16 protein-coding genes are annotated in these 20,301 nt (G+C 74.4%); 10 read left to right on the forward strand and 6 right to left on the reverse strand.

Annotation, left to right across the window (positions count from 1 at the left end):
* Nucleotides 1-58 precede the first annotated feature (58 nt).
* Both P3T27_RS28545 and P3T27_RS28550 read right to left on the reverse strand, forming a co-directional pair.
* Nucleotides 59-580 carry a MarR family transcriptional regulator gene (locus tag P3T27_RS28545; protein ID WP_280683569.1) on the reverse strand — a complete coding sequence of 174 codons (522 nt, stop codon included), beginning with the start codon at nt 578-580 and terminating at the stop codon, nt 59-61.
* 138 nt (nt 581-718) lie between these two features.
* Nucleotides 719-1,909, reverse strand: a complete 1,191-nt coding sequence (locus P3T27_RS28550) for an FAD-dependent monooxygenase (protein WP_280683570.1) — start codon at nt 1,907-1,909, stop codon at nt 719-721.
* A gap of 137 nt (nt 1,910-2,046) precedes the next feature.
* On the opposite strand from P3T27_RS28550, the gene P3T27_RS28555 reads away from it, so the two are divergent.
* The 4 genes from P3T27_RS28555 (at nt 2,047) to P3T27_RS28570 (ending at nt 5,523) form a co-directional block, all read left to right on the forward strand.
* Entirely contained in the window at nt 2,047-2,661 is a 615-nt protein-coding gene (locus tag P3T27_RS28555; RefSeq protein ID WP_280683572.1) for a TetR family transcriptional regulator C-terminal domain-containing protein, read from the forward strand.
* A 213-nt stretch (nt 2,662-2,874) separates the two neighbouring features.
* A complete protein-coding gene (locus tag P3T27_RS28560) occupies nt 2,875-4,497 on the forward strand; it encodes an alpha/beta hydrolase (protein WP_280683574.1) in 1,623 nt (540 codons plus the stop codon).
* Nucleotides 4,498-4,954: 457 nt separating this feature from the next.
* Complete coding sequence (locus P3T27_RS28565; protein ID WP_280683576.1) at nt 4,955-5,251, forward strand: hypothetical protein; 297 nt, start codon at nt 4,955-4,957, stop codon at nt 5,249-5,251.
* The gene (locus tag P3T27_RS28570) at nt 5,248-5,523 is read left to right on the forward strand and encodes a hypothetical protein (protein WP_280683578.1); all 276 of its coding nucleotides are present in this window, start codon (nt 5,248-5,250) and stop codon (nt 5,521-5,523) included. Before P3T27_RS28565 ends, P3T27_RS28570 begins: the two co-directional genes overlap by 4 nt.
* 96 nt (nt 5,524-5,619) lie before the next feature.
* On the opposite strand, the gene P3T27_RS28575 is transcribed toward P3T27_RS28570, so the two are convergent.
* Nucleotides 5,620-6,348, reverse strand: coding sequence for an ABC transporter ATP-binding protein (locus P3T27_RS28575; protein WP_280683580.1), 729 nt, complete (start codon nt 6,346-6,348; stop codon nt 5,620-5,622).
* A gap of 390 nt (nt 6,349-6,738) precedes the next feature.
* On the opposite strand from P3T27_RS28575, the gene P3T27_RS28580 reads away from it, so the two are divergent.
* From P3T27_RS28580 to P3T27_RS28590, 3 genes are all read left to right on the forward strand, one after another.
* A complete protein-coding gene (locus P3T27_RS28580; protein WP_280683582.1) occupies nt 6,739-10,077 on the forward strand; it encodes an FtsX-like permease family protein in 3,339 nt (1,112 codons plus the stop codon).
* Nucleotides 10,074-12,878 (forward strand): FtsX-like permease family protein, encoded by a 2,805-nt coding sequence (locus P3T27_RS28585; protein ID WP_280683584.1) that lies wholly within the window; start codon nt 10,074-10,076, stop codon nt 12,876-12,878. The genes P3T27_RS28580 and P3T27_RS28585 overlap by 4 nt, the downstream gene beginning before the upstream one ends.
* Nucleotides 12,879-12,984: 106 nt before the next feature.
* Nucleotides 12,985-13,974: an ABC transporter ATP-binding protein gene (locus P3T27_RS28590; RefSeq protein ID WP_280683586.1), complete on the forward strand. Its 990-nt coding sequence runs from the start codon at nt 12,985-12,987 to the stop codon at nt 13,972-13,974.
* A 64-nt stretch (nt 13,975-14,038) separates the two neighbouring features.
* Here P3T27_RS28590 and P3T27_RS28595 read toward each other — a convergent pair whose 3' ends face one another.
* Nucleotides 14,039-14,227 carry a hypothetical protein gene (locus tag P3T27_RS28595; protein WP_280683588.1) on the reverse strand — a complete coding sequence of 63 codons (189 nt, stop codon included), beginning with the start codon at nt 14,225-14,227 and terminating at the stop codon, nt 14,039-14,041.
* A 139-nt stretch (nt 14,228-14,366) separates the two neighbouring features.
* Entirely contained in the window at nt 14,367-15,926 is a 1,560-nt protein-coding gene (locus P3T27_RS28600) for an AMP-binding protein (protein WP_280683590.1), read from the reverse strand.
* 135 nt (nt 15,927-16,061) lie between these two features.
* Between P3T27_RS28600 and P3T27_RS28605 the strand changes: the two genes are divergently transcribed.
* The gene (locus P3T27_RS28605) at nt 16,062-16,724 is read left to right on the forward strand and encodes an AAA family ATPase (protein ID WP_280683592.1); all 663 of its coding nucleotides are present in this window, start codon (nt 16,062-16,064) and stop codon (nt 16,722-16,724) included.
* 146 nt (nt 16,725-16,870) lie between these two features.
* Here the strand turns inward: P3T27_RS28605 and P3T27_RS28610 are convergent, their stop codons facing one another.
* The gene (locus tag P3T27_RS28610; protein WP_280683594.1) at nt 16,871-17,821 is read right to left on the reverse strand and encodes an SDR family NAD(P)-dependent oxidoreductase; all 951 of its coding nucleotides are present in this window, start codon (nt 17,819-17,821) and stop codon (nt 16,871-16,873) included.
* Between the two features lie 255 nt (nt 17,822-18,076).
* Here P3T27_RS28610 and P3T27_RS28615 point away from each other — a divergent pair, with 255 nt between their 5' ends.
* Both P3T27_RS28615 and P3T27_RS28620 read left to right on the forward strand, forming a co-directional pair.
* Nucleotides 18,077-18,829, forward strand: coding sequence for an alpha/beta fold hydrolase (locus tag P3T27_RS28615; RefSeq protein WP_280683596.1), 753 nt, complete (start codon nt 18,077-18,079; stop codon nt 18,827-18,829).
* Nucleotides 18,830-18,966: 137 nt separating this feature from the next.
* The gene (locus tag P3T27_RS28620; RefSeq protein ID WP_280683597.1) at nt 18,967-20,205 is read left to right on the forward strand and encodes a styrene monooxygenase/indole monooxygenase family protein; all 1,239 of its coding nucleotides are present in this window, start codon (nt 18,967-18,969) and stop codon (nt 20,203-20,205) included.
* Nucleotides 20,206-20,301: the final 96 nt, after the last annotated feature.

Below are 20,301 nucleotides of genomic sequence, written 5' to 3' on the forward strand. Positions count from 1 at the left end.
GGGCGGCCCGCCGTTGTCGCCCGGGTCGGTTCGCGGTCGGTCTGCGCTCGGCCCGCGGTCAGTCCGCGGTCAGGGCGTCGGCGCCCGCGACCACCCTGGCCAGGAGGTCGAGGAAGGTGGTGCGCTCCTCGACCGAGAGCCCACCGACCAGCGCCTGCATCCGGGCGAAGTGCTCGGGCGCCAGATCGCGCAGCCGCTGCGCGCCGCGTGCGGTGAGGACCACCACGTTGGCGCGGCCGTCCTCGGCGGACGGGCGGCGGACCACCAGGCCTTCCCGCTCCAGGCCGTCCACCAGACCGGTCACGGTCGCCCGCGACACGCCGAGGCCGGCCGCGAGCTGGGAGGGCGACTTCTCGCCGCCGTGGTCCTCCAGGTCGGCCAGCAGTCGGTAGCGGCCGGTGGAGAGGCCGAAGCGGGCGAAGTGCACCTCCCCGGCCTGGCCGATCCGGGCGCCCGCCGCCATCAGCCGGGCCGCGACCAGGACCGCCTGCGGGTCGGCCGTGAGGCCGTACCGGGCGATCTGGCGCCGCGCCTGATCGAGGGTGGGGGCGCCGCCGCCGGCGTCGGGGTGTTGCGTCATGAAAGTAATATGGCGCCTCATCAGTTTCCCGGTCAAGTCGACCGGTCGACTTGTGTCCGGGTGGCACGGGAGTACGGAGCACGGGGTGCGTGGGTGCGTGGGTGCGTGGGTCCGGGCCTGGGCGTGGCCGGGGCTGGTCTAGGCCGCGCGGGGGGTGATCCGGGGCGGCGTCCAGTCGGCGTGCTTCAGGGCGGTCCGGACCATCGCGCCGGGCGGGGTGAGGCGGATCGCGGCGTTGCGCAGGCCGACCGCCAGCGGGTTGGCCAGTTGCTGCCCCATCCGGCCGGCCCGGCGCGCGTCCCGGGCCACCGTCTGGCTGCGCGGGCGCCGCTGCGCGTCGTAGCGGGCGAGCGCCGCCTCGACGCTCCGGGCCTCGGCCACGGCAGCCGCGAGGGTCACCGCGTCCTCCAGGGCTTGGCAGGCACCCTGCCCGAGGTGCGGGGCCATGGCGTGCGCCGCGTCGCCGAGCAGGGCGATCCGGCCCGCGACGTACGAGGGCAGCGGGGTGGCCAACTCGTTGACGTCGTGGTGCAGTACGGCCTCCGGCCGGGTCGCGGCCAGCAGTGCCGGGATCGGCTCGTGCCAGTGCGCGAAGCGGCGGCGCACCTCGGTCAGCGGGTCCTGGTAGCGGACCCCGGCCGGGGCGTTGAGGACGGCGTGCCACTCGGCCCGCCCGTCCGGGAAGGCGATGTGGCCGAACTCGGCGCCGTGTCCCCAGGTCAGTTCGAAGTCGGCGGTCAGTCCGTCGACGGGGCGTTCGGTGATCGCCCGCAGCACCGTCGAGCCGTTGTACGCCGGCCCGGGGTGGGTGGGAAAGAGGCGGCGCCGGATGCGGCTGTGGATGCCGTCGGCCGCTACCACCAGGTCGGCGTCCAGGGTGGTGTCCCCGTACGTCACCCGGACCCGGGAGGGTTGTGCGGTGTCCACATCGGTCACCTCCACATCGGTCACCTCCGCGCCGATCACCAGCGACTCGGCGGGCAGCGCCTCGCGCAGGATCCGGTGCAGTGCGGCGCGGGGGATGCCCACGATCGGGGCGCCCAGCTCGCGCTCCAGTGCGGCGCCGTCCATCAGGGCGAGCCGGCGGCCGTCCGGCGTGCGGGTTCCGCCGGTGTACTGGCGTCGCGCGGCCGCCTCGACGGCCTCGCCGACCCCGAGGGTGGCGAGCGCGCGCATCCCGTTGGCGGCCAGCGAGATGCCCGCGCCCGCGTCGTCGAGGACGGCCGCCCGCTCGACCACGGTCACGTGCCAGCCCGCCAGCCGGAGACCGATGGCGCTCGCCAGCCCGCTGATCCCGCCCCCGACCACCACCGCGCTGTTGCTGCTCATGCCCGGTCCTTCCCGTGTCACCGCACTGTCTTCTACATCTGTAGAAGGAGCGTACTACGGGCTCACGCGCAGCCGTCGAGGCCGGGGGTGGTGGCAGGGCGTGCGGGCCGGGGCCGGGGTGCGGGTAAAAAGGGGGGATGAGGCGAGACGGGGACCAGAGGCAGGGCGAGGCGCGCGGCGAGGGGCGGGCGGACCGGAGGACCGTGCTCGCGGACGCGGCGATCGGCGTACTGGCGGACGCGGGCGTGCGCGGCCTCACGCACCGGGCCGTCGACGCGGCGGCTGGACTGCCGGTCGGGACCACCTCGGCCTACCTGCGAACCAGGCAGGCGCTGCTCACCGCGCTGGTACGGCGCCTGGTCGAGCTGGACCAGGGCGAGCTGCAGATGATGGGGGAGCGGGCGACGGTCCGGTCGGCCGATGAACTGATCCAGGGTCTAGGGGAGTTGACGCGACGGCGGCTGACCGGTGAGGGGCGACGGCGCTCGCTCGCACGGTACGCCTGCGCGGTGGAGAGCGTGCGCGACCCCGAACTTCGCGAGATCCTCGTCCCCCGCGAGAACGCCGCGCGCGCCGCCGTTCGGACCTTCCTGTCCGGCCGGGGCGTGCCTGATCCCGACGGGCGGACCACCGCACTGCTGGCCTGCATCGACGGGCTGGTCTTCGACCGGCTGGTGGGCGGCGGAGAAGTCCGGACGGACGAGATCCAGGGCCTGGTGGCGGCCGCGCTGCGCGGAGCGGGCGGAGCCTAGAATCGCGGAGCCCGCCGCGGGTCGCGCCGACGCGGCTGGTGGGGGGCTGTGATGACCAATCGTTAGGTCAATCAACCGTCAAGTTGGTTCATTCACAGAATAATCCGGTCGAGAACGGAATCACATCGAAACATTTACGGTGCTTCCAGGTCTTCACATGGAGATCTCAGACTGACAGGCTGGGGCCGCCCTTTCAGGTACGGAGGAGGTTCCTTGTCCCGTATAACCAAGCTGGCCGGAGCGGTCAGCTGCGCCCTCGCCCTCGTTACCGGCAGTGCCGTCGCGGCATCGGCGGCGCCGATAGACCAGGTGCCGGGTGCGGCTGCGGCCGAGGCGAAGGTCGACCCTGTCAACTGGACCCCGTGCAACCCCGATCCGACCAAGCCGGACCCCGGAATCTACGACTGTGCCGTGTACCCGGTGCCGTTGGACTACGACAACCCGTCGGGCGAGAAGGTCGGCATCGCCATGATGCGCCGGCGGGCGAGCGACCCGTCGAAGCGGATCGGCTCGCTGTTCCTCAACCCGGGCGGCCCGGGCGGTAGTGGCTACCTGTGGGCGACGACCACCCGCTTCGGCGCCGAGGTGCAGTCGAAGTTCGACCTGATCGGCTTTGACCCCCGTGGCGTGGCCCGGAGCAACCCGCTCAAGTGCTTCAAGACCCAGGAGGACGCCGACGCCGTCAACGGCCGCATGGTCGGCGTGCCGGTCACCAAGGCCGAGATCAACGAGACGCTGGACGCGGACCAGGACTACACCGACGCGTGCAGCAAGAACGCCGGCCCGCTGATCGAGCACATGTCGACCATCAACGTCGTCCGCGACCTCGACCGGATGCGCCGCGCCGTCGGTGACTCCCAGCTCACCTTCGCCGGCTTCTCCTACGGCACCCTGATCGGCGCGACCTACGCCGGCATGTACCCGAACAAGGTGCGCGCGGTCATCGTCGACGGCAACGTCGACCCGAACCTGCGCCTGCACAACGGCCTGGAGTACGACCGTCAGCGGGCGGGCGGCTTCGAGCTGGCCCTGGACGAGTTCCTGAAGCGCTGCCAGACGGCAGGCGCCCCGCGCTGCGCCTTCGGCGAGGGTGACACCCGGGCCAAGTTCGACCAGCTCCGCGACCACCTGCGGACCAGCCCGGTCACCCTGCCGAACGGCTCCCAGGTGACGCTGAGCACCTTCACCAGCGAGGTGGCCAGCGCGCTGTACTCGCAGGCCAAGCTGGCGCCGCTGGCCAAGTCGCTGCAGGCGACGTACCAGCTGATCCAGAAGCCGGCCGCGGCCACCCTGCTCGCGCCGAAGGCGACCGTCTCGGACGAGGACGCCAACATCCTCGCGGTGAACGCCCCGCGGGCGCTGCGCGAGGCTCCGGCCGACTCCGAGTACACCGGTGACGACTCCTACATGGGTGTCAACTGCCAGGACAAGCCGTACCCGTCGAACGACCGGGTCTTCGCGAACGCGGCCAAGGCGTGGGAGAAGGAGTCGCCGACCTTCGGCCGCTACCAGGCCTTCGACGCGCCCGCCTGCGCGAGCTGGCCGGCCCCGGCCCGCGACGCCGAGCGCTTCAGCGGTCCGTGGAACAAGAAGACCTCGAACACCGTCATGGTGATCGGCAACCTCTACGACCCGGCCACCCAGTACAAGTTCGCCCAGCGGATGCAGCAGCAGCTGGGCAACGCCGTGCTGGTCAGCGTCGACTCGATCGAGCACTGCGCCGTCGGCCGCAGCACGGCGCTGAACACGCTGGTCACCCGTTACCTGGTGGACGGCACCGCGCCGAAGCCGGGCCAGCTGCTGAAGCCGGACGCGGAGATCTTCCCGGCGGTCTGAAGGGGCTGAGGGGCGGGTCGGACCCGGCCGGCACGGCTGGTCCGGCAGGTCTGGTAGGTCCGGCAGGTCTGGCCGACCGGCCCTCGGACGCCTGAGGTGTGCGTGAACGGATGTGGTGGTCGGCGGCGCCGGCCACCACATCCGCGTATTCTGGGCATTCCGGCGGAGGCCTCGGATGACGGCGTCGATAAGGCGGGAGATCGTCATCGAACCTCCTCGGATCGGGATTCCCTCAGTTGCCGGGGACCATATCCGACGCCACTGACAGCCGGCTGTCGAGGCCTGGACCAGCCCGGAAGCTGCGAGTATTCGCAGAAAATGACGTACTGTCACACTAATTCGTTAACAGATTCACAAACGTGAATACCCGTGCCAGCGTGCCGCCGCCAGCTTCTCTCATCGCCGAGAACGTGAGGTCGGGTCATGCGGCGCGAATTCTCCGAACCGGGATTCCCGGGTGACGCCGACCGTCCGCGGCGGCGGGTACGGCCTGCTCTCCCGGCGGCGCGGGCTCACCGTGGACCGCCGCTCCAACGGGAACGTCGTCCTGCTGACCCAGTGGGACGGCGACGACCCCGCGCCGCTGGACGCGTTCGTGGCGGCCGTCGAGCACGGGGTGGCCCCACGGCTGCCGCCACGACAGCCGCCACGACTGGCCCCGCGCCGGCGCCGGCGTCCGAGCCGCCCGGACCGGCGCCGGTCCGGGCCCCACCGGATGCGCGAGCCGTCGGCGGGGCGCAGGGTCGAGGTATGAGCGGAGTGATCGTGCTGGTCGAGCTGGAGCCGTCCACGGAGGTGCTGGACGCGGGCGAGGTCGACGTGAGCGCGCGGGTGCGCTGGGTGCACGCGGCCCCGCCCGATCCGGACGTGCCGGAGGATCCGGGGCCGCTCACCTTCTGCGGCATCGACACCGCGGGCCTCGAACGGGAGCCCTACCGCCCGGCCGGGCCCGGCGAGCCGTGGTACCCGCCGTCCCAGCGCACCCGGCGGTGCCGCGCCTGCGAGGCGGCCCTCAAGGCGCTCTGAGGAACGGGCCGGCGGATGCGCCGGCCCGTTCCGAAGCGCCACCAAGCACCCCACGTGGCCGGTCCGCCGCCGGGTGCCCCGGTCCGTCGGGATGCGCTAGGCGGCCTGCCCGGTGGCCTCCTCCTCGACGATCCGTCCGTCGCGGAGTTCGATCACCCGGTCGGCGAGCTCCATCAGCGTCGGGTCGTGGGTGGCGACCAGCACGGTGACGCCCTCGCTGCGGACCACGGCGCGCAGCAGCTGCATGATCGAGCGGCCGGTCTCCGAGTCCAGCTGTCCGGTCGGCTCGTCGGCGATGATCAGGCCGGGGTCGTTGGCGAGCGCGCGGGCGATGGCGACCCGCTGCTGCTGGCCGCCGGAGAGCTCGCCGGGCCGCTGGTTGGCGTGGTCGGCGAGGCCTACCAGGGCCAGCAGGGTGTGCGCGCGCTCCTCGCGCTCGGCGGCCGAGACCTTGCGCAGCCGCATCGGCACGCCGACGTTCTCGGCGGCGGTGAGCATCGGGATCAGCCCGAAGGACTGGAAGACGAAGCCGATCCGCTCCCGGCGCAGGGCGAGCCGGCCGTCCTCGTTCAGTCCGGCGAGGTCGGTGCCGTCCAGGGCGATGCTGCCACCGGTCGGGGCGTCCAGGCCGCCGACCAGGTTGAGCAGGGTGGTCTTGCCGGAGCCCGAGCGCCCCTTGAGTGCGGTGAGTTCGCCGCGGCCGATGGAGAAGGAGACACCGCGCAGCGCGTGCACGGTCCGCTCGCCGGTGCCGAAACTGCGCCGGAGGTCGGTCGCGGCCACCATGGGCGCGGTGGTGGTGGCGGTGGCCTGAGGCTGCGTCATTGCGACTTCCCCCTATGGGTCTCTACCCGGTGTCAACGGATTCGCGGCGCCACGGGTTCACGGTTCCGGGTCGCGATTCCGACGAGCGGATCCGCGCTCCCAAAGTCGGGCCGTGGGGCCTGAGTTGTGAAATGTGCATGGCATTTTTGCGGGCGGCCCGAGTGTTGGTGCTGCCAATGCAAGGAATTTGCTCACTACTTACTTGATTCGCGCAAGTCCCTTCCGTTCCTGGATCGGATCTGACAGAGTCGTCCGCTATCCGGTGATCAAATGCCGGTGATCATTGCATTGCTGTGCCCCACGTGTGTCCATCTGCGGCAGAAGTGTGCCGAGATCGGGTCGATGGGTGGGCCGGGATGCTACCTGGGACGTGACCGGGGGAGGAACTTGATGCTCGGCTTCGTCGTGCGCAGACTGCGCGGGCGACTGCCGCTGGCTGCTGCCGTGCTGCTCGCAGTACTGATCACCACGGCGGTGCTGACCGCGTTGGTGGCGTTCAACCGCAGCGTCGGCGAGGCCGGCCTGCGGCAGACGCTCCAAGGGGCCGGCCATGCCCGGACCACGGTCATGGTGGTCGCCGGGCACGGGCTCGACCAGCGGGCGAAGGACGAGGCGGAGATCGCCGCCTACCGCGGCCACCTCTTCGGCGACCTGCCCGTACGCACCGACAGCCTGCTGCGCAGCCGCTCCTACGGCCTGCCGGCCGCCACCTCCGGTGCGGGCGAGCCCGCGCCCTCCGGTGCGACCCCGGCTCCGGGCTCGACCCCGGGTCGGGGCGCCGCGCCCCAGCCCGACCTGACGGTCCTCGCGGACGTCGACCGCGGCCGGGCCCGACTGGTCGCCGGAGCCTGGCCCGCCGCCGCCTCCGGCCCGGTCCAGACCACTGCCCCACAGGCCGCCGTCCCGCAGACCATGCTGGCCCGGCTCGGCCTCACCGACCAGGCGCTGCCCGCCGACGTCCAGTTGACCGACCGCCTCGACGGCAAGCCGCTGACCGTCCGCATCACCGGTGTCTACCGCGCGGCGGACCCGACCGACGCGTACTGGCACATCGACCCGGTCGGCGGCCACGAGGTCGAGGTCGGCGGCTTCACCACCTACGGTCCGATGCTGGTCGACCAGAGCGCCTTCACCACCGCCGGATTGCTGCAGAGCAGCCGCAGCTGGCTGCTCGACGCCGACTTCGCGGGCGTCGACCGGTCCACGGCCGAGGCCATGGGCAACCGCGCCCAGCCCCTCGCCGACGACCTGCAGTCGCGCGCCGGGCTCAGCGCGCGGACCGAGCTGCCCGACATCATGCGCGAGTTGTCCTCCAGCATGATGGTCGCCCGGTCCACCCTGCTGATCGGCGCCCTGCAGCTGACCGTCCTCGCCATCGCGGCCCTGCTGCTGGTGGTCAATCTGATCGCGACCCGGCAGACGGCCGAGAACGAGTTGCTCGCCGCCCGCGGCGCCTCCGGCGCCCGGCTCGGCTCCTTCACCGCCCTGGAGTCGCTGCTGCTGGCACTCCCGGCCGCGCTGCTCGCGCCGCTGCTGACGCCGTACCTGGTCCGCGCCCTGGCAGGCTTCGGGAGCGCCCACGAGGTGCGCCTGACGACCGCCGTCAGCTGGACGCTCTGGCCGATCGCGGCGCTCTGCGCGCTCGCCTGCATCCTGCTGGCCACCCTGCCCAGCCTGCTGCGCGGTGCCGGAGCCGCCCTGCGCAGCCGCTCCGGCCGCCGCCAGGCCCTGGTCTCCGGCCTCGCGCGCAACGGCGGCGACCTCGCCGTGCTGGCCCTGGCCGTGCTCGCCTACCAGCAGCTCGGCCAGTACGGCAGCGGGCTGTCCACCGACTCCTCCGGTCGGCTCGGCGTGGACCTGCTGCTGGTCGCCACCCCGACCCTGGCGCTGTGCGCGGGCACCCTGGTGGTGCTGCGCCTGCTGCCGCTGGTCGCCCGGCTCGGCGCCCGGATGGCCGCCCGCGGCCGCGGCCTCGGCCCGGCCATGGTCGGCTGGCAGCTGGCCCGCCGGCCCGGCCGCGCCACCGGCCCGGTGCTGCTGCTCGTGATGGCCGTCGCCACCGGTGTGCTGGCGCTCGGCCAGCACGCCACCTGGACCGCCTCCCAGCGGGACCAGGCCGCCTTCAGCACGCTCGGCGGCCTGCGCATCTCCGCCGCGCACAGCTCCCTGATGGGCCAGGGCGGCCGCTACGGGGCCCTGCCCGGCGGCGACCGGCTGATCCCGGTGGTGCGCTCGGACCAGTCCCTGCCCGAGGGCAACGGCCAGCTGGTGGCCCTGGACACCGCCGCCTTCGCGGAGCGCGTCCCGGTCCGCGCCGACCTGCTCGGCGGGCACACCCGCGAGGAGGCGTTCGCGCCGCTCGCCCCGCCCGCGGCCACCTCGAAGGGCGGACTGGAACTGCCCGGCCATCCGCTGCGGATCGACGCCGAGCTCTCCGTCCACCAGCCGGAGCAGCAGGTCCAGATGGCCAACGGGACGACCCGCCCGCCGGTCCGCCCGGAGGTCCGGTTGCTGCTGCGCGACCGCTTCGGCCTCGTCCACAAGGCCTCGCTCTCCACGCTGCCGTTCAACGGCGACACCACGGTCTCGGCTTCACTGACCACGCTGGTCGACGCCCCGATCGGTTCGGTCGCCGCGCCACTGACCATGGTCGGCGCGATCGTCTCCTTCGGTGACCGGACCGACGGCGAGGTGACCATCCGCCGGCTGTCCGTCTCCGACAGCGCCGACGGGCCCGCGACCGCCGTCCCGGTGCCGGCCGGACTCGCCTGGACGGCGACGGCACCCGGCGTCCGGGACAGCCGTGAGGTCGCGCCCGGGCCCGCAGCCGCCCTCGGATCCGAACCGACCGGCGCCGACCGGCTGTTCACCATCCGCTACCGCTTCGCGAACGGCCTCGGCGAGACGCTCCGCGCGATCGTCAGCCCGGCCGGGACGAGCGCGACGGCCACCGTGCCCGGCGTCGCCACCCACGACTACCTGAAGGCCGTCAGCGCCTCGGTCGGCGACACCGTCCAGGTGCCGTTCGGCGGATCCTCCCTCCCGGTCAAGATCACCGCCGTGGTCAACGCCCTGCCCGCGTCCGGCCCCAGCACCCTCGTCGTCGACCTCGCCAGCACGGCCCGCGTCCTGGCGGCGCAGGGCCAGGAGCTGCCCAACCGCGCCGAGTGGTGGCTGCCCGCCACCGGCCCCGGCGACCGGACCCCCGCCGAGGCCGCCGCCGCCCTGCGCGCCGCCCCGGGCACCCAGGACATCCAGCTCTACGAGGAGGTCTCCGAAGGCCTCCTCGGGGACCCGGTCGGCGCCGCCCCGCAGAGCGCGCTCATGGTCATCGCGGTCGTCACCGCGGTGCTCGCCGCGATCGGCTTCGGCGCCGCCGTGGCCGCCTCCGCCCGCGAACGGTCCCGGGACTCCGCCCTGCTGCTCGCCCTGGGCACCCCCCGCAAGCAGATCACCCGAACCATCGCCGCCGAACAGGGCGTCCTGGTCGTCCTCGGCGGGGCCGTCGGCCTCGGCCTCGGCGCCCTGCTCGTCCACCTGATCGTTCCGTTCGTCGTGCTGACGTCCGCAGCCCGCCGCCCGGTACCCGAGGCGCTGATCGAACTGCCGCTCGGCCAGGCCCTCCTGCTCGCGGCCGCGATCGCCGTCGTCCCCCTGCTGTCGGCCTTCCTGATCGGACGCCGCCGTCGAGACGTGGCCGCCCGGCTGCGCCACGTGGAGGAGATGTGACCACCAAGGCCGGCACCACCGTGCCCACCCCCTCGGCCGCCCGGCGGCCCGCGCCCTGGGTCCGCACCCGGCTGCGCGCGACGCCGCTGGCCGCCCTGCTCACGGCGGCACTCGCCTTCGTCACCGTGTTCATGGCGGCGGCCATCCCGCGCATCACCGACCGCAGCGCGGACAGCGCACTACGGGACTTCGTCCGCCACCTGGGCGTCACCTCGACCAGCCTGCTGGCCACGGCCCAGCCGAACCTGAGCGACACCGCCACGGATCTCGACACCGTGCAGCAGAAGCTGACCGCGGAGATCGGCCGGAACCTGACGCTCAGCCAGTCCGGCCAGCTCTACGGCACCCGGACCAAGACCTCGCGGGGCATGCTGAACACGGGCTACGCCAAGCTGTCGGACAACCGTGCGCCGCAGCTCGACCTGATGTACGTGCACGGCTTCACCGACCGCGTGACCCTGGTCGACGGGGCCTGGCCGAGCCCCGCGGACGAGGGCGCGCCCCTGCCGATCGTCATCAGCCAGAAGGCCGCCGAAACCATCGGCGTCAAGCTCGGCGACGTCATCGACAACGGCAGCGAGGTGACCGGCCCGGTCCGGTCCCGCGTGGTCGGCCTCTACCGCGTCAACAACCCCGACGACCCGAGCTGGGAGGACGCCGGCTGCCCGGCCCGTGCCTGCCTGGACGGCGGGGGCGCCGAGCTCGGGTGGAAGACCACCGGTCTCATCGACGGTGGCAGCCTGCCCGGGCTGGTCCGCTGGGGCAAGAACGTCCAGAACTTCTGGCGGCTGCCCATCGATCCGGGTGTCCTGCGGGCCGACCAACTGGCCCAGACCCGCAGCACGGTCGGCTCCTACCTGAGCGGGAGCGGCGCCACCGGCCTCGCGCGCCAGACCAACCGCGTCGACCTGCGCGTCAGTTCCCTGCTGCCCGAGGCCTTCACCCGGGCCACCGCCCGGTACGAGGCCTCGGCGCCGCTGGCGGCGATCGGCCCGGCCGGGGTGGCGGGTGTCGCCGTGGTGGTGCTGTGCCTGGCCGCGGCCCTCACCGCCGACCGGCGCACCGCCGAGATCCGGCTGCTCCAGGCCCGCGGCGGCTCGCGCGGCGGCGTGTTGCTGCGCCTGCTCGGCGAGGGCGTGGCGACCGTGCTGCCCGCCGCCGCACTCGGGGCCGCGCTCGCCCTGGTGCTGCTGCCCACCCCCCGGTGGGGCGACGCGGTGCTCGCGGCCCTGGTGGCGACCCTGCTCGCCGTGCTGGCCTTCCCGGCCCGCGCCGCCGTGCTGCTGACGCCGCCGAAGGCCGTCGCCGGATGGCGCCGGCTCGTCGGCGAGCTCGCCTTCCTGGCCGTCACCGCCGCGGCGGTGGCCGAGGTCCGCCGGCGCGGCGCCGCCCCCGCCGGTGCCGGCCTGGACCCGCTGGTGGTGGCCGCGCCGCTGCTGCTCGCCGTCACCGGCGGCCTGCTGCTGGCCCGGGTCCAGCCGGTGGTGGTCGGCTGGCTGGCCGCCCTCGCCGGGCGCGGCCGCGGCCTGATCGGGTTCCTCGGGCTGGCCCGTGCCTCCCGCGACACCTCGGGCCGCCGGCGACCCTCCGCGCTGCCGCTGCTCGCCCTGGTGATCGCCGTCACCACGACCGGTTTCGGGGCCACCGTGCTCGACACCGTGGACACCGTCCGGCTGCGCGCCGCCCGGATCGCGACCGGCGGAGACGTCTCCGTCTCCGTCCCGATCTACGCGACCCTGCCGGAGACGTTCACCACGGCGGCCGCCCAGCTGCCGGGCGTGCGGGCCTCGACCGGGGTCTGGGTCGAGAACGGGGCCAGCCTCATCAGTGCCGAGCAGGAGTCCGTCTCGGCCATCCTGGTGGTGGCCGAGCCGAAGGCGTACGCCGAGATCGCCCGGACCTTCGGGATGGGCGAGTTCGACCCGGCGCTGCTCGCCGGCGCCCCCGGCGGTCCGGACACCCCGGTACCGGCGCTGTTCAGCACCGGCCTGTCCAAGCAACTGGCCGCCGGGCCGCCCCGGCTGCGGACGCCCAACGGGGGCCAACTGCGCACCACCGTCGCCGGGATCGTCGCCGGCACCCCCGCCCTGCCGGACCCCGGCAAGCCGTTCATGGTCGTGCCGGCCGGGCCCGCCGCCGAGCGTCTCCCGGAGCTCAAGCGGACGAACAAGTGGCTGTCCGTCGGCGACGTCGACCCCGAGCAGGTCAGGGGACTGGTCCTGGAGCGGGGCCTGACCGCCGCGGAGGGCCTCGCCAAGCTGATCAGGGACGAGGCCGCGGCCGCCGGCAAGGGCTCGCACGGCCTGCCGCCCGGGTACACGGTGCGCAGCAGCCGCGAGGCGGCCGCCGTGCTCGCCGCCGATCCGCTCCAGCACTCGGCCGTCCAGATGTTCTGGTACGCGGGCGCCGCCGGCGCGGGCTTCGCCCTGCTCGCCGTCCTGCTGACGCTGGTGCGGGCGGCCCCCGAGCGGGCGGCCCTGCTGGCCCGGCTGCGCACCATGGGCCTGCGGCCCCGGCAGGGGCTGGCGCTGATCGTCACCGAGACGCTGCCGCAGGCCCTGGCGGCGGCCGTCGGCGGCGGGTTGGTCGCGGTGGCGGCGGTCTGGCTGCTCGGGCCCGCCTTCAACCTGTCGGCGCTGGTCGGTGCGGACATCGGCGACGCGCTGACCCCGGCCCTGCTGCCGGTGCTGCTGCCCACGACCGGCCTGGCCCTGGTGGTCTGCCTCGCGGTGATGCTGGAGACGGCCGTGACCGGCCGGCGCCAGATCTCCGCCGAACTACGGGCGGGGGACCAGCGGTGACGCCGGGAACAGCGGTACCGGTCGTGACACCGGTGCGGACCGCCGGAACTGTGAAGACCGTCAAGGTCGTTGAGATTTCCAGGACTGTGAAGACAGGAGACGAGCGGTGAAGAGCACTCCCCAGGAGCGGCCGACCGCCGAGGCCCCCAGCCTGCAGGAGCTCCAACAGCGGGCACTCGCTGCCGCAGCGCCCAGGGCGTACGGCGAGGGTGCGGCCATCGTCTGCGACCGGCTGGTGCGGATCTTCAGCGCCGAGGGCGTCGAGGTCCAGGCGCTGCAGGGGCTGGAGCTGACCATCCAGCAGGGCGACCTGGTCGCCCTGGTCGGTGCCTCCGGCAGCGGCAAGTCCACCCTGCTGACCATCCTGGCCGGGCTCGACGTGCCGACCGCCGGCAGCGCCACCGTCGCCGGCTGCGACCTGCTGGAGATGCCCGCACGGGAGCGGCTGCGCTACCGGCGGGAGGTGGTGGGCTTCATCTGGCAGCAGACCGCCCGCAACCTGCTGCCGTTCCTCACCGCCGCCGAGAACATCGCCCTGCCCATGCAACTGCGCGGCCGCCGGGGCGGGGCCGGTCGGGCCAAGCAGCAGGCCGGCCGGGTGGCCGAGTTGATGGAGGCGCTGGAGATCGGCGAGCTCGCCCACCGCCGCCCCAACGAGCTCTCCGGCGGCCAGCAGCAGCGGGTCGCGATCGCGGTGGCGATGGCCAACAACCCGCCGGTGCTGCTCGCCGACGAGCCCACCGGTGAGCTGGACTCCGAGACCGCGGGGGTGATCTTCGAGTCCTTCCGCACCGTCAACCGGGAACTCGGAGCCACGGTCGTGATCGTCACCCACGACCCGATGGTCGCGGGCGAGGTCCGCCGCACGGTCGCCATCCGGGACGGCCGGACCAGCAGCGAGGTGCTGCGCCGCACCGTCACGGACGAGCACGGCGAGGAGTCGGTCAACGAGCGCGAGTACGTGATGCTGGACCGTACCGGGCGGGTGCAGCTGCCGGTCAAGTTCCTGGAGGCGCTGGGGATGGAGCACCGGGTGGCGGTCGACCTCGTGGCCGACCACATCGAGGTCCGCCCGGACGACATCGCCGGGCACTGAGGGGCGGGTACGAGGCCCGGGCACCGAGGGGCGGGTGCCGGGGAGGGGCGGGCGTCGGCTGCCGCTACTGCCGCTGGTTGTCGCCGCCCATCCGCTGGAAGAGCCCGCTGCCCTCGGCGTCGGCGCGGAGGTCGGGCGCGTCCTCGCCGGCGCGCTCGCCTCGGGCCGTGGCGGTGCAGAGGGCGAAGACGAGCAGTGCACTGGCCGCGACGGCGAGGATTCCGAGGGCGGTCAGGACGCGTAGCCAGGTCAAGGAAGTGCCTCCTGGGGACGGTGCGGAGGAACGCCGCCGGGGAGGTATCGGCAGTTCGGCCCGCACGGTCGAGTGTCCAAAAGCGGTTCTTCCCGTCGCCCGCCGCGCGAGAGGTCGCCCGCGCGGGCGCTCGAAGCATCTACACGGCGCGCCATGCTCCCTCGCGCGCCCCTGCGGTAGTGACGGCCCTCCCCTCCGGGCGCTCCGCCAACGCCCGCAGCGCGCCGAGGTCCGGCTTCCCCGCCCCGGTCAGCGGGATCCCCGGCACGACCAGGACGGTGTCCGGGGCACACCGCCGCCGCCCCCCGTGCTCCCGGGCCCAGCGGTGCAGCTCCGCCGCCGTCGCCCGCGAGCCCGGCACGGTGACCACGGCCGCGTGCACCCGCTCCAGCCGGTCCGCGTCGACCGTCGCGAACATCACCGCCTCCCGTACCTCCGGGTGCGCGCGCAGCGGCTCCTCGACGTCCCGGGGAAACACGTTGTGCCCGTTCACGATCGCCATCGGATCGCGCCGCCCGGCCACCGTCAGATAGCCGGCTGCGTCCAGGCTGCCCAGATCGCCGGTGTGCAGCCAGCCGTCCCGCAGCACCCGGGCGGTCAGCTCCGGGTCGCGCCAGTAGCCGACCATCGCGGTCGGGGTGCGGACGCAGATCTCCCCGGTCCGGCCCGGCGCCAGCACGGCGCCGTCCTCGTCCACGATCCGCACCTCGGTGTCCGGGAACGGGCGCCCGGCGGTCAGCAGGAGCCGCGGGTCCAGATGCTCGTCCGGGCTCAGCCGGGTGACCGGCCCGCACTCCGTCAGGCTGTACGTCTGGTGCAGCACCCGGCCCAGCCGCCGGGTCGCCTCCGCCAACCGGCGCGGCGACGGGGGGCAGCCCGTGTACGTGACGCGCCGCAGGCTGCCGGTGTCCGTCCTGGACAGCAGCGGGTGGTCCAGCACCCGGTAGAGCAGATGCGGCGGCAGGTACACCCGGGACACCCGGAACCGCTCGATCGCGGCCAGCACGGCCTCGGCGGCGAAGCCCTCCTGCAGCACCACCGTGCCGCCCGCCGCCAGCGCCAGATCCGCCGTCGTCCCGCCGCCGTGGCACAGCGCCGTACAGAGCAGGAACGTCGCGCCGGACAGCAGCGGAGGTCGCGGCGGCCGGGCGAACCGGCGCACCACCCCCTTCGGCCGACCGGTCGTCCCGCCGGTGAACCGCACCGCCATCACGTCCTCCGGGCGGTACCGCGGCGCCAGCGGCCCGGGCGGGCAGGACGCGGCCGCCGCCGACAGGTCCGTCCCGAGGGCCGACGGGCCCAGCGCGAACAGGCCGACCGAGGGCAGCGCCCGGGCGATCCCCTCGGCGGCGGCCGAACACCGGGCCGGATCGAAGACCAGCGCCGACGTCCCGGCGAACCCGGCCAGCGCCACCGACTCCCCGACCGGGCCGTCCGGATGCAGCATCGCCACCCGGCACCCCAGCAGGTTCGCCGCCAACCGCACCAGCACCGCCTCCGGCCGGTTCCCGGCCAGCACCGTCACCCCGTCCCCGCGCCCGAGCCCGGCCCCCTCCAGCGCCCGCGCCAGCCGGTACACCCCGTCCAGGCACTCCCGCGCCGTCAGCGCCCGCTCCCCGCAGCGGACCGCCACCCGCCCCGGATCCCGCTCCAGCCCTGCCAACACCCGCCCGGTGTACGTCGGATCCGACTCCGCCATGCCCCAGCCTCCTTCTGATGGGTCGTCAGCATAGGTGGGGTGACGCAGTGGATCTCACCTCTGGTCCGGCGCGGGCGGGACGCGGCGGCGGCCGGGAGTTGCTAGGGTTCCCGGTCGGACACGGACGGGGGACAGGTGGGCACCAGCAAGGGCACGGCCGAGGCGCCGGGCGGGCCGGGGTGCGAGGAACGGCCGCGCGGTGTCGTCGACCTGCGGGGCGTGGCCGGGGCGGCGTTCACCGTGCACTATCCGTCCGATGCCGTCGTGGTCGTGTCGGGCCTGCCGGGCGCGGGCAAGAGCACGCTGCTGCGGCGCTGGTCCGGCGCGGGGGCGGTGCCGACCGTGGACCCGCGCGCCGTGCACGAGGCCTGCGAGGCCGTCATGCCCGCGCGCCTGCCCTACGCGGTCTACCGGCCGTGGGCCCGGCTGGAGCACTTCCGGCTGTTGCGCGCCTCCGTCCGGCGCGGTGGGCCGCTGCTGGTGCACGACTGCGGCAGCCGTGCCTGGATGCGCCGCTGGCTCGCCCGGGAGGCCGCCGGACAGGGCCGACGGCTGCACCTGGTGCTGCTCGACGTCGGCGCCGCCACCGCCCTCGACGGCCAGCGCGCCCGGGGCCGCCGCGCCTCCGCCCGCGCCTTCGCCCGCCACCGCCGGGGCCTGGACCGCCTGCTCGCCGCGTTCACCCGGCACGTGCGCTCCGGTGGGCCGATGCCGACCCCGGAGGCGGCGTCCGTGCTGCTCCTGGATGCCGTCTCCCGCTCCCGGGCGGCGGCCGTCCGTTTCGGGACGGCGGGTTGAGGCCCCTGCCGGCCGCGGCGTCCTTCTGTCGCCGCGTTCCACCAGGCGGGCGGGGAGCGCTCGGTGACGGTTGCGGAGGGGGCCGACTGGGAGTGCCGGCGGTACGAAGCGCCGGTGAGGACCTGTCCGACACGACCGGACACGCCCTACACAAGCCCGAGGTGCGGCTCGACGCCCGCCAGTTCGCAGCCGGCCGCCCACAGGCGGGCGGCGACGGCACGGTCGGCCATGTGGGCCTGAACCGGCTCACGGCGGGGCGCCCCGCGCAGGCCGAGGATGCCCGGGCCCCAGAGCTCTCCGCCTCGTACCTCCGGGTCGAGGACGGCCCGGACGATGGGCCACGCCCCGCGGTGCTTGCCCTGGACCAGGAGCCCGGCCGGCAGGCCGCGCAACCGTTCGCCGGTGGTGCGCACGTGCACCGGCGGGCGGGACGGGGTGAGGGAGTCGAGGGCGCCGCCGGGGTGCGCCACCACGCTGAGTACGGTGCTGCCGACGGCGCGGAGGCGCCGGTCGAGTTCGAAACCGAAGGTCATCTGCGCAAGCTTCGAGCGGCCGTAGGCGCGTTTGGGCCGGTAGTCCACGGCCGACTGGAGATCGTCCGGGTCCAGCCGCTCCGAGCGTGCCGCGAAGCTGCCGACCGTCACGATCCGGCCCGCCGGAGCGGCCGCCAACAGGGGCGCGAGCCACCGGGTGAGCGCGAGGTGCCCGAGGTGGTTGGTCGCGAACATCAGCTCGTGCCCCGCCGGGGTCTCCCGACGCGGCGGATCGTCCAGCGCGACCCCGGCGTTGTGGACGACCGCGTCGAGGCGGTCGAGGGCGAGTCCGTCGACGGCGGTCCGCAGGGACGGCAGGTCGACGAGGTCCAAGGGGAGGTGGCGCACCGACGCCCCGGGGACGCGGGAGCGGATCGAGGCCATGGCGGCCTCGGCCCGGCCGGCGTCCCGACAGCCGAGCACGACCCCGGCACCGGTGCCGGCGAGCTGCTCGGCGACGAAGTAGCCGATACCGGCGTTGCCCCCGGTGACCAGGACGCTCCTCCCGGCGCCGGACGGCGGCCGACGGGCGTCCCACGACCGGTTCGGGCTTACGGACGACATGACGACGATCTCCTGACGCTCGGGAGCACGGAACCCGCGGGAGCACGGAACCCGCGGGGGCTCCGAACGCTCGGGACCGCGGGCACCGTCAGCACCCCACCGTCACAGGCGGAACCGGCATACCGCTGACAGATCGCCGTCACCCACCGACAGCACTCCAAGATCATCGAACCGCCCCGTTCGGGACCCGCACCGCTCGGACCCCTGCGAGACTGGAACCAGCAGAGTCCGTTACGGAGAGAGGTCAGCATCCGCATGCCCAGCAGCGCCGCCGTCGACAACCCGTGGTTCCGCCGCTTCAGCCCGTCCGACTCCGCCCCGGCCCGGATCGTGATCTTCCCGCACGCAGGCGGCTCCGCGAGCTACTACATGGAGTACGCCAACGCGCTCGCGCCCCACGCCGACGTGCTCACCGTCCAGTACCCGGGCCGCCAGAACCGCTTCGCCGAGCCGCCGATCGACTCGGTGGCGGAACTCGCCGAACAGCTCTACCGGGAGCTGCGCGAGTGGACGGACCGTCCGATGACCTTCTTCGGGCACAGCATGGGCGCGGCCGTCGCCTTCGAGACCGCCCGCTGCTTCGCCCGCGACGGCCTCCCGGGGCCCGAGCGCCTGTTCGTCTCGGCGGGCCGCGCGCCCTCGCTGCCCCGGGAGACCGCCGTCTACCGGATGTCGGACGACGGGCTGCTCGACACGATCGTCCGCCTCGGCGGGACGGACGAGCGGATCCTCTCCGTCCCGGCGCTGCGCGAGCTGATCCTTCCGGCGCTGCGGGCCGACTACACCGCCATCGAGACCTACCGCTGTGCGCCGGACGCGACCGTGCCGCAGCCGATCACCGCCCTGGTGGGGGAGACCGACGCGAACGCCACGGTCGACCAGGCCGCCCAGTGGGACCGGCACACCACCGGCGGCTTCGACCTGCGGGTCTTCCCGGGCGGGCACTTCTACGTGGCGGACCAGACCGCGGCCGTGGTCGAGGTGCTCACCGCGCACCTGCGCGGCTGAGGCGGCCGGGCCCGTCCCGGCCCCGGTGACGCGCCCCGGCGGCTCGGCTACTGTGCCTGCGTGACGGGCCGTCGGCCGCGCCGCCGACGGCCCGTCAGCCGCACCCCTCAGTCGCAACCGCCCACCGGGAGGCCGCCATGCGCCGGATCGCCGTCGTCGGAGCGGGCCAGGCCGGCCTGCAGCTCGCACTGGGGCTGGTGGCCGCCGGCTACGAGGTGACGCTGGTCGCCGAGCGCACGCCCGAACAGGTGCGCGGCGGGCGGGTGCTGTCCACGCAGGCGATGTTCGGCCCGGCGCTGCGCACCGAGGCGGCGGCCGGGCTGGACCTGTGGGCCGGCGAGGCGCCGGCGGTCCACGCCGTCCGGGCGGTGCTCGCCGTGCCGCCCGGCGTACGGGCGCTGGAGTTCACCATGACGCTCGACGAGCCCGCCCAGTCGGTGGACCAGCGGCTGAAGCTGGCGCGCTGGCTGGAACTGCTGGCGGAGCGCGGCGGCCGGGTCGAGTACCGCTCGCTGGACCGGGACGGCCTGCGCGAGCTGGCCCGGCGGCACGAGCTGACGGTGGTCGCGGCCGGGCGCGGCGAACTGGCCGAGGTCTTCGAGCGCGACGCCGCCCGCTCGCCGTTCGACCGGCCGCAGCGGGCGCTGTCCTGCCTGTACGTCCACGGGGTGGGCTCGCCTGATCCGGCCACCGAGCCGCGGGCCCGGATGCACGCGCTGCCCGGCCTCGGTGAGCTGTACCTGCAGCCGGCGCTGACCCTCTCCGGCCCCTGCGCGATCCTGCTGTGGGAGGCGCTGCCCGGCGGGCCGCTCGACGTGTTCGGCGACGGCCCGGCGCCTGACGTCCAACTCGCCCGGATCCGCTCGCTGCTGAAGGAGCACCTGCCGTGGGAGGCGGAGCTGTGGGCGGACGCCGAGCCGACCGACGCCGGGGCCGGCCTGTCCGGCGCGGTGACCCCGGTGGTCCGCCGGCCGGTGGCGGAGCTGGGCGCGGGCGTCGACGCCGTCCACGTGCTCGGCCTCGGCGACGCGGTGGTGGTGAACGACCCGATCGCCGGCCAGGGCGCCAACAGCGCCGCGCTGGCGGCGCAGGCGTACCTGCGGGCGATCGTCGAGCACGGCGACGCCCCCTTCACGGCGGACTGGATGTGCCGCACCGCCGAGCGGTTCTGGCGCCGGCACGCCCGGCACGCGGTCGGGTTCACCGCCGCGATGCTCACCGTGCCCGACCACGTGCAGGGCGTGTTCGTGGCCGCCGCCGAGCACGAGCCGGTCGCCCGCCGACTGGCCAACACCTACGCGGAGCCGAGCGACCACGCCGCCTGGCTGGCCACGCCCGACCTGACCGCCGCCTACCTGGCCTCGGTCCGCGGCTAGGGATCTCCGGCAGGGTTGTCGGCAGGCCGCCGGACGGTGGTCGGCGTGATCGGGGATCGACCCGGGCGCGGCGAATTCGGCCGCGTCTCTCGACTC

The organism is Kitasatospora sp. MAA19, from assembly GCF_029894125.1.
Lineage (GTDB): Bacteria > Actinomycetota > Actinomycetes > Streptomycetales > Streptomycetaceae > Kitasatospora.

Excerpts from the sequence above, each read along its gene's own strand:
- P3T27_RS28545 (WP_280683569.1), bottom strand. The coding sequence starts at position 580 with ATGACGCAACACCCCGACGCCGGCGGCGGCGCCCCCACCCTCGATCAG.
- P3T27_RS28550 (WP_280683570.1), bottom strand. The coding sequence starts at position 1,909 with ATGAGCAGCAACAGCGCGGTGGTGGTCGGGGGCGGGATCAGCGGGCTG.
- P3T27_RS28555 (WP_280683572.1), top strand. The coding sequence starts at position 2,047 with ATGAGGCGAGACGGGGACCAGAGGCAGGGCGAGGCGCGCGGCGAGGGG.
- P3T27_RS28570 (WP_280683578.1), top strand. The coding sequence starts at position 5,248 with ATGAGCGGAGTGATCGTGCTGGTCGAGCTGGAGCCGTCCACGGAGGTG.
- P3T27_RS28575 (WP_280683580.1), bottom strand. The coding sequence starts at position 6,348 with ATGACGCAGCCTCAGGCCACCGCCACCACCACCGCGCCCATGGTGGCC.
- P3T27_RS28580 (WP_280683582.1), top strand. The coding sequence starts at position 6,739 with ATGCTCGGCTTCGTCGTGCGCAGACTGCGCGGGCGACTGCCGCTGGCT.
- P3T27_RS28600 (WP_280683590.1), bottom strand. The coding sequence starts at position 15,926 with ATGGCGGAGTCGGATCCGACGTACACCGGGCGGGTGTTGGCAGGGCTG.
- P3T27_RS28610 (WP_280683594.1), bottom strand. The coding sequence starts at position 17,821 with ATGTCGTCCGTAAGCCCGAACCGGTCGTGGGACGCCCGTCGGCCGCCG.
- P3T27_RS28615 (WP_280683596.1), top strand. The coding sequence starts at position 18,077 with ATGCCCAGCAGCGCCGCCGTCGACAACCCGTGGTTCCGCCGCTTCAGC.
- P3T27_RS28620 (WP_280683597.1), top strand. The coding sequence starts at position 18,967 with ATGCGCCGGATCGCCGTCGTCGGAGCGGGCCAGGCCGGCCTGCAGCTC.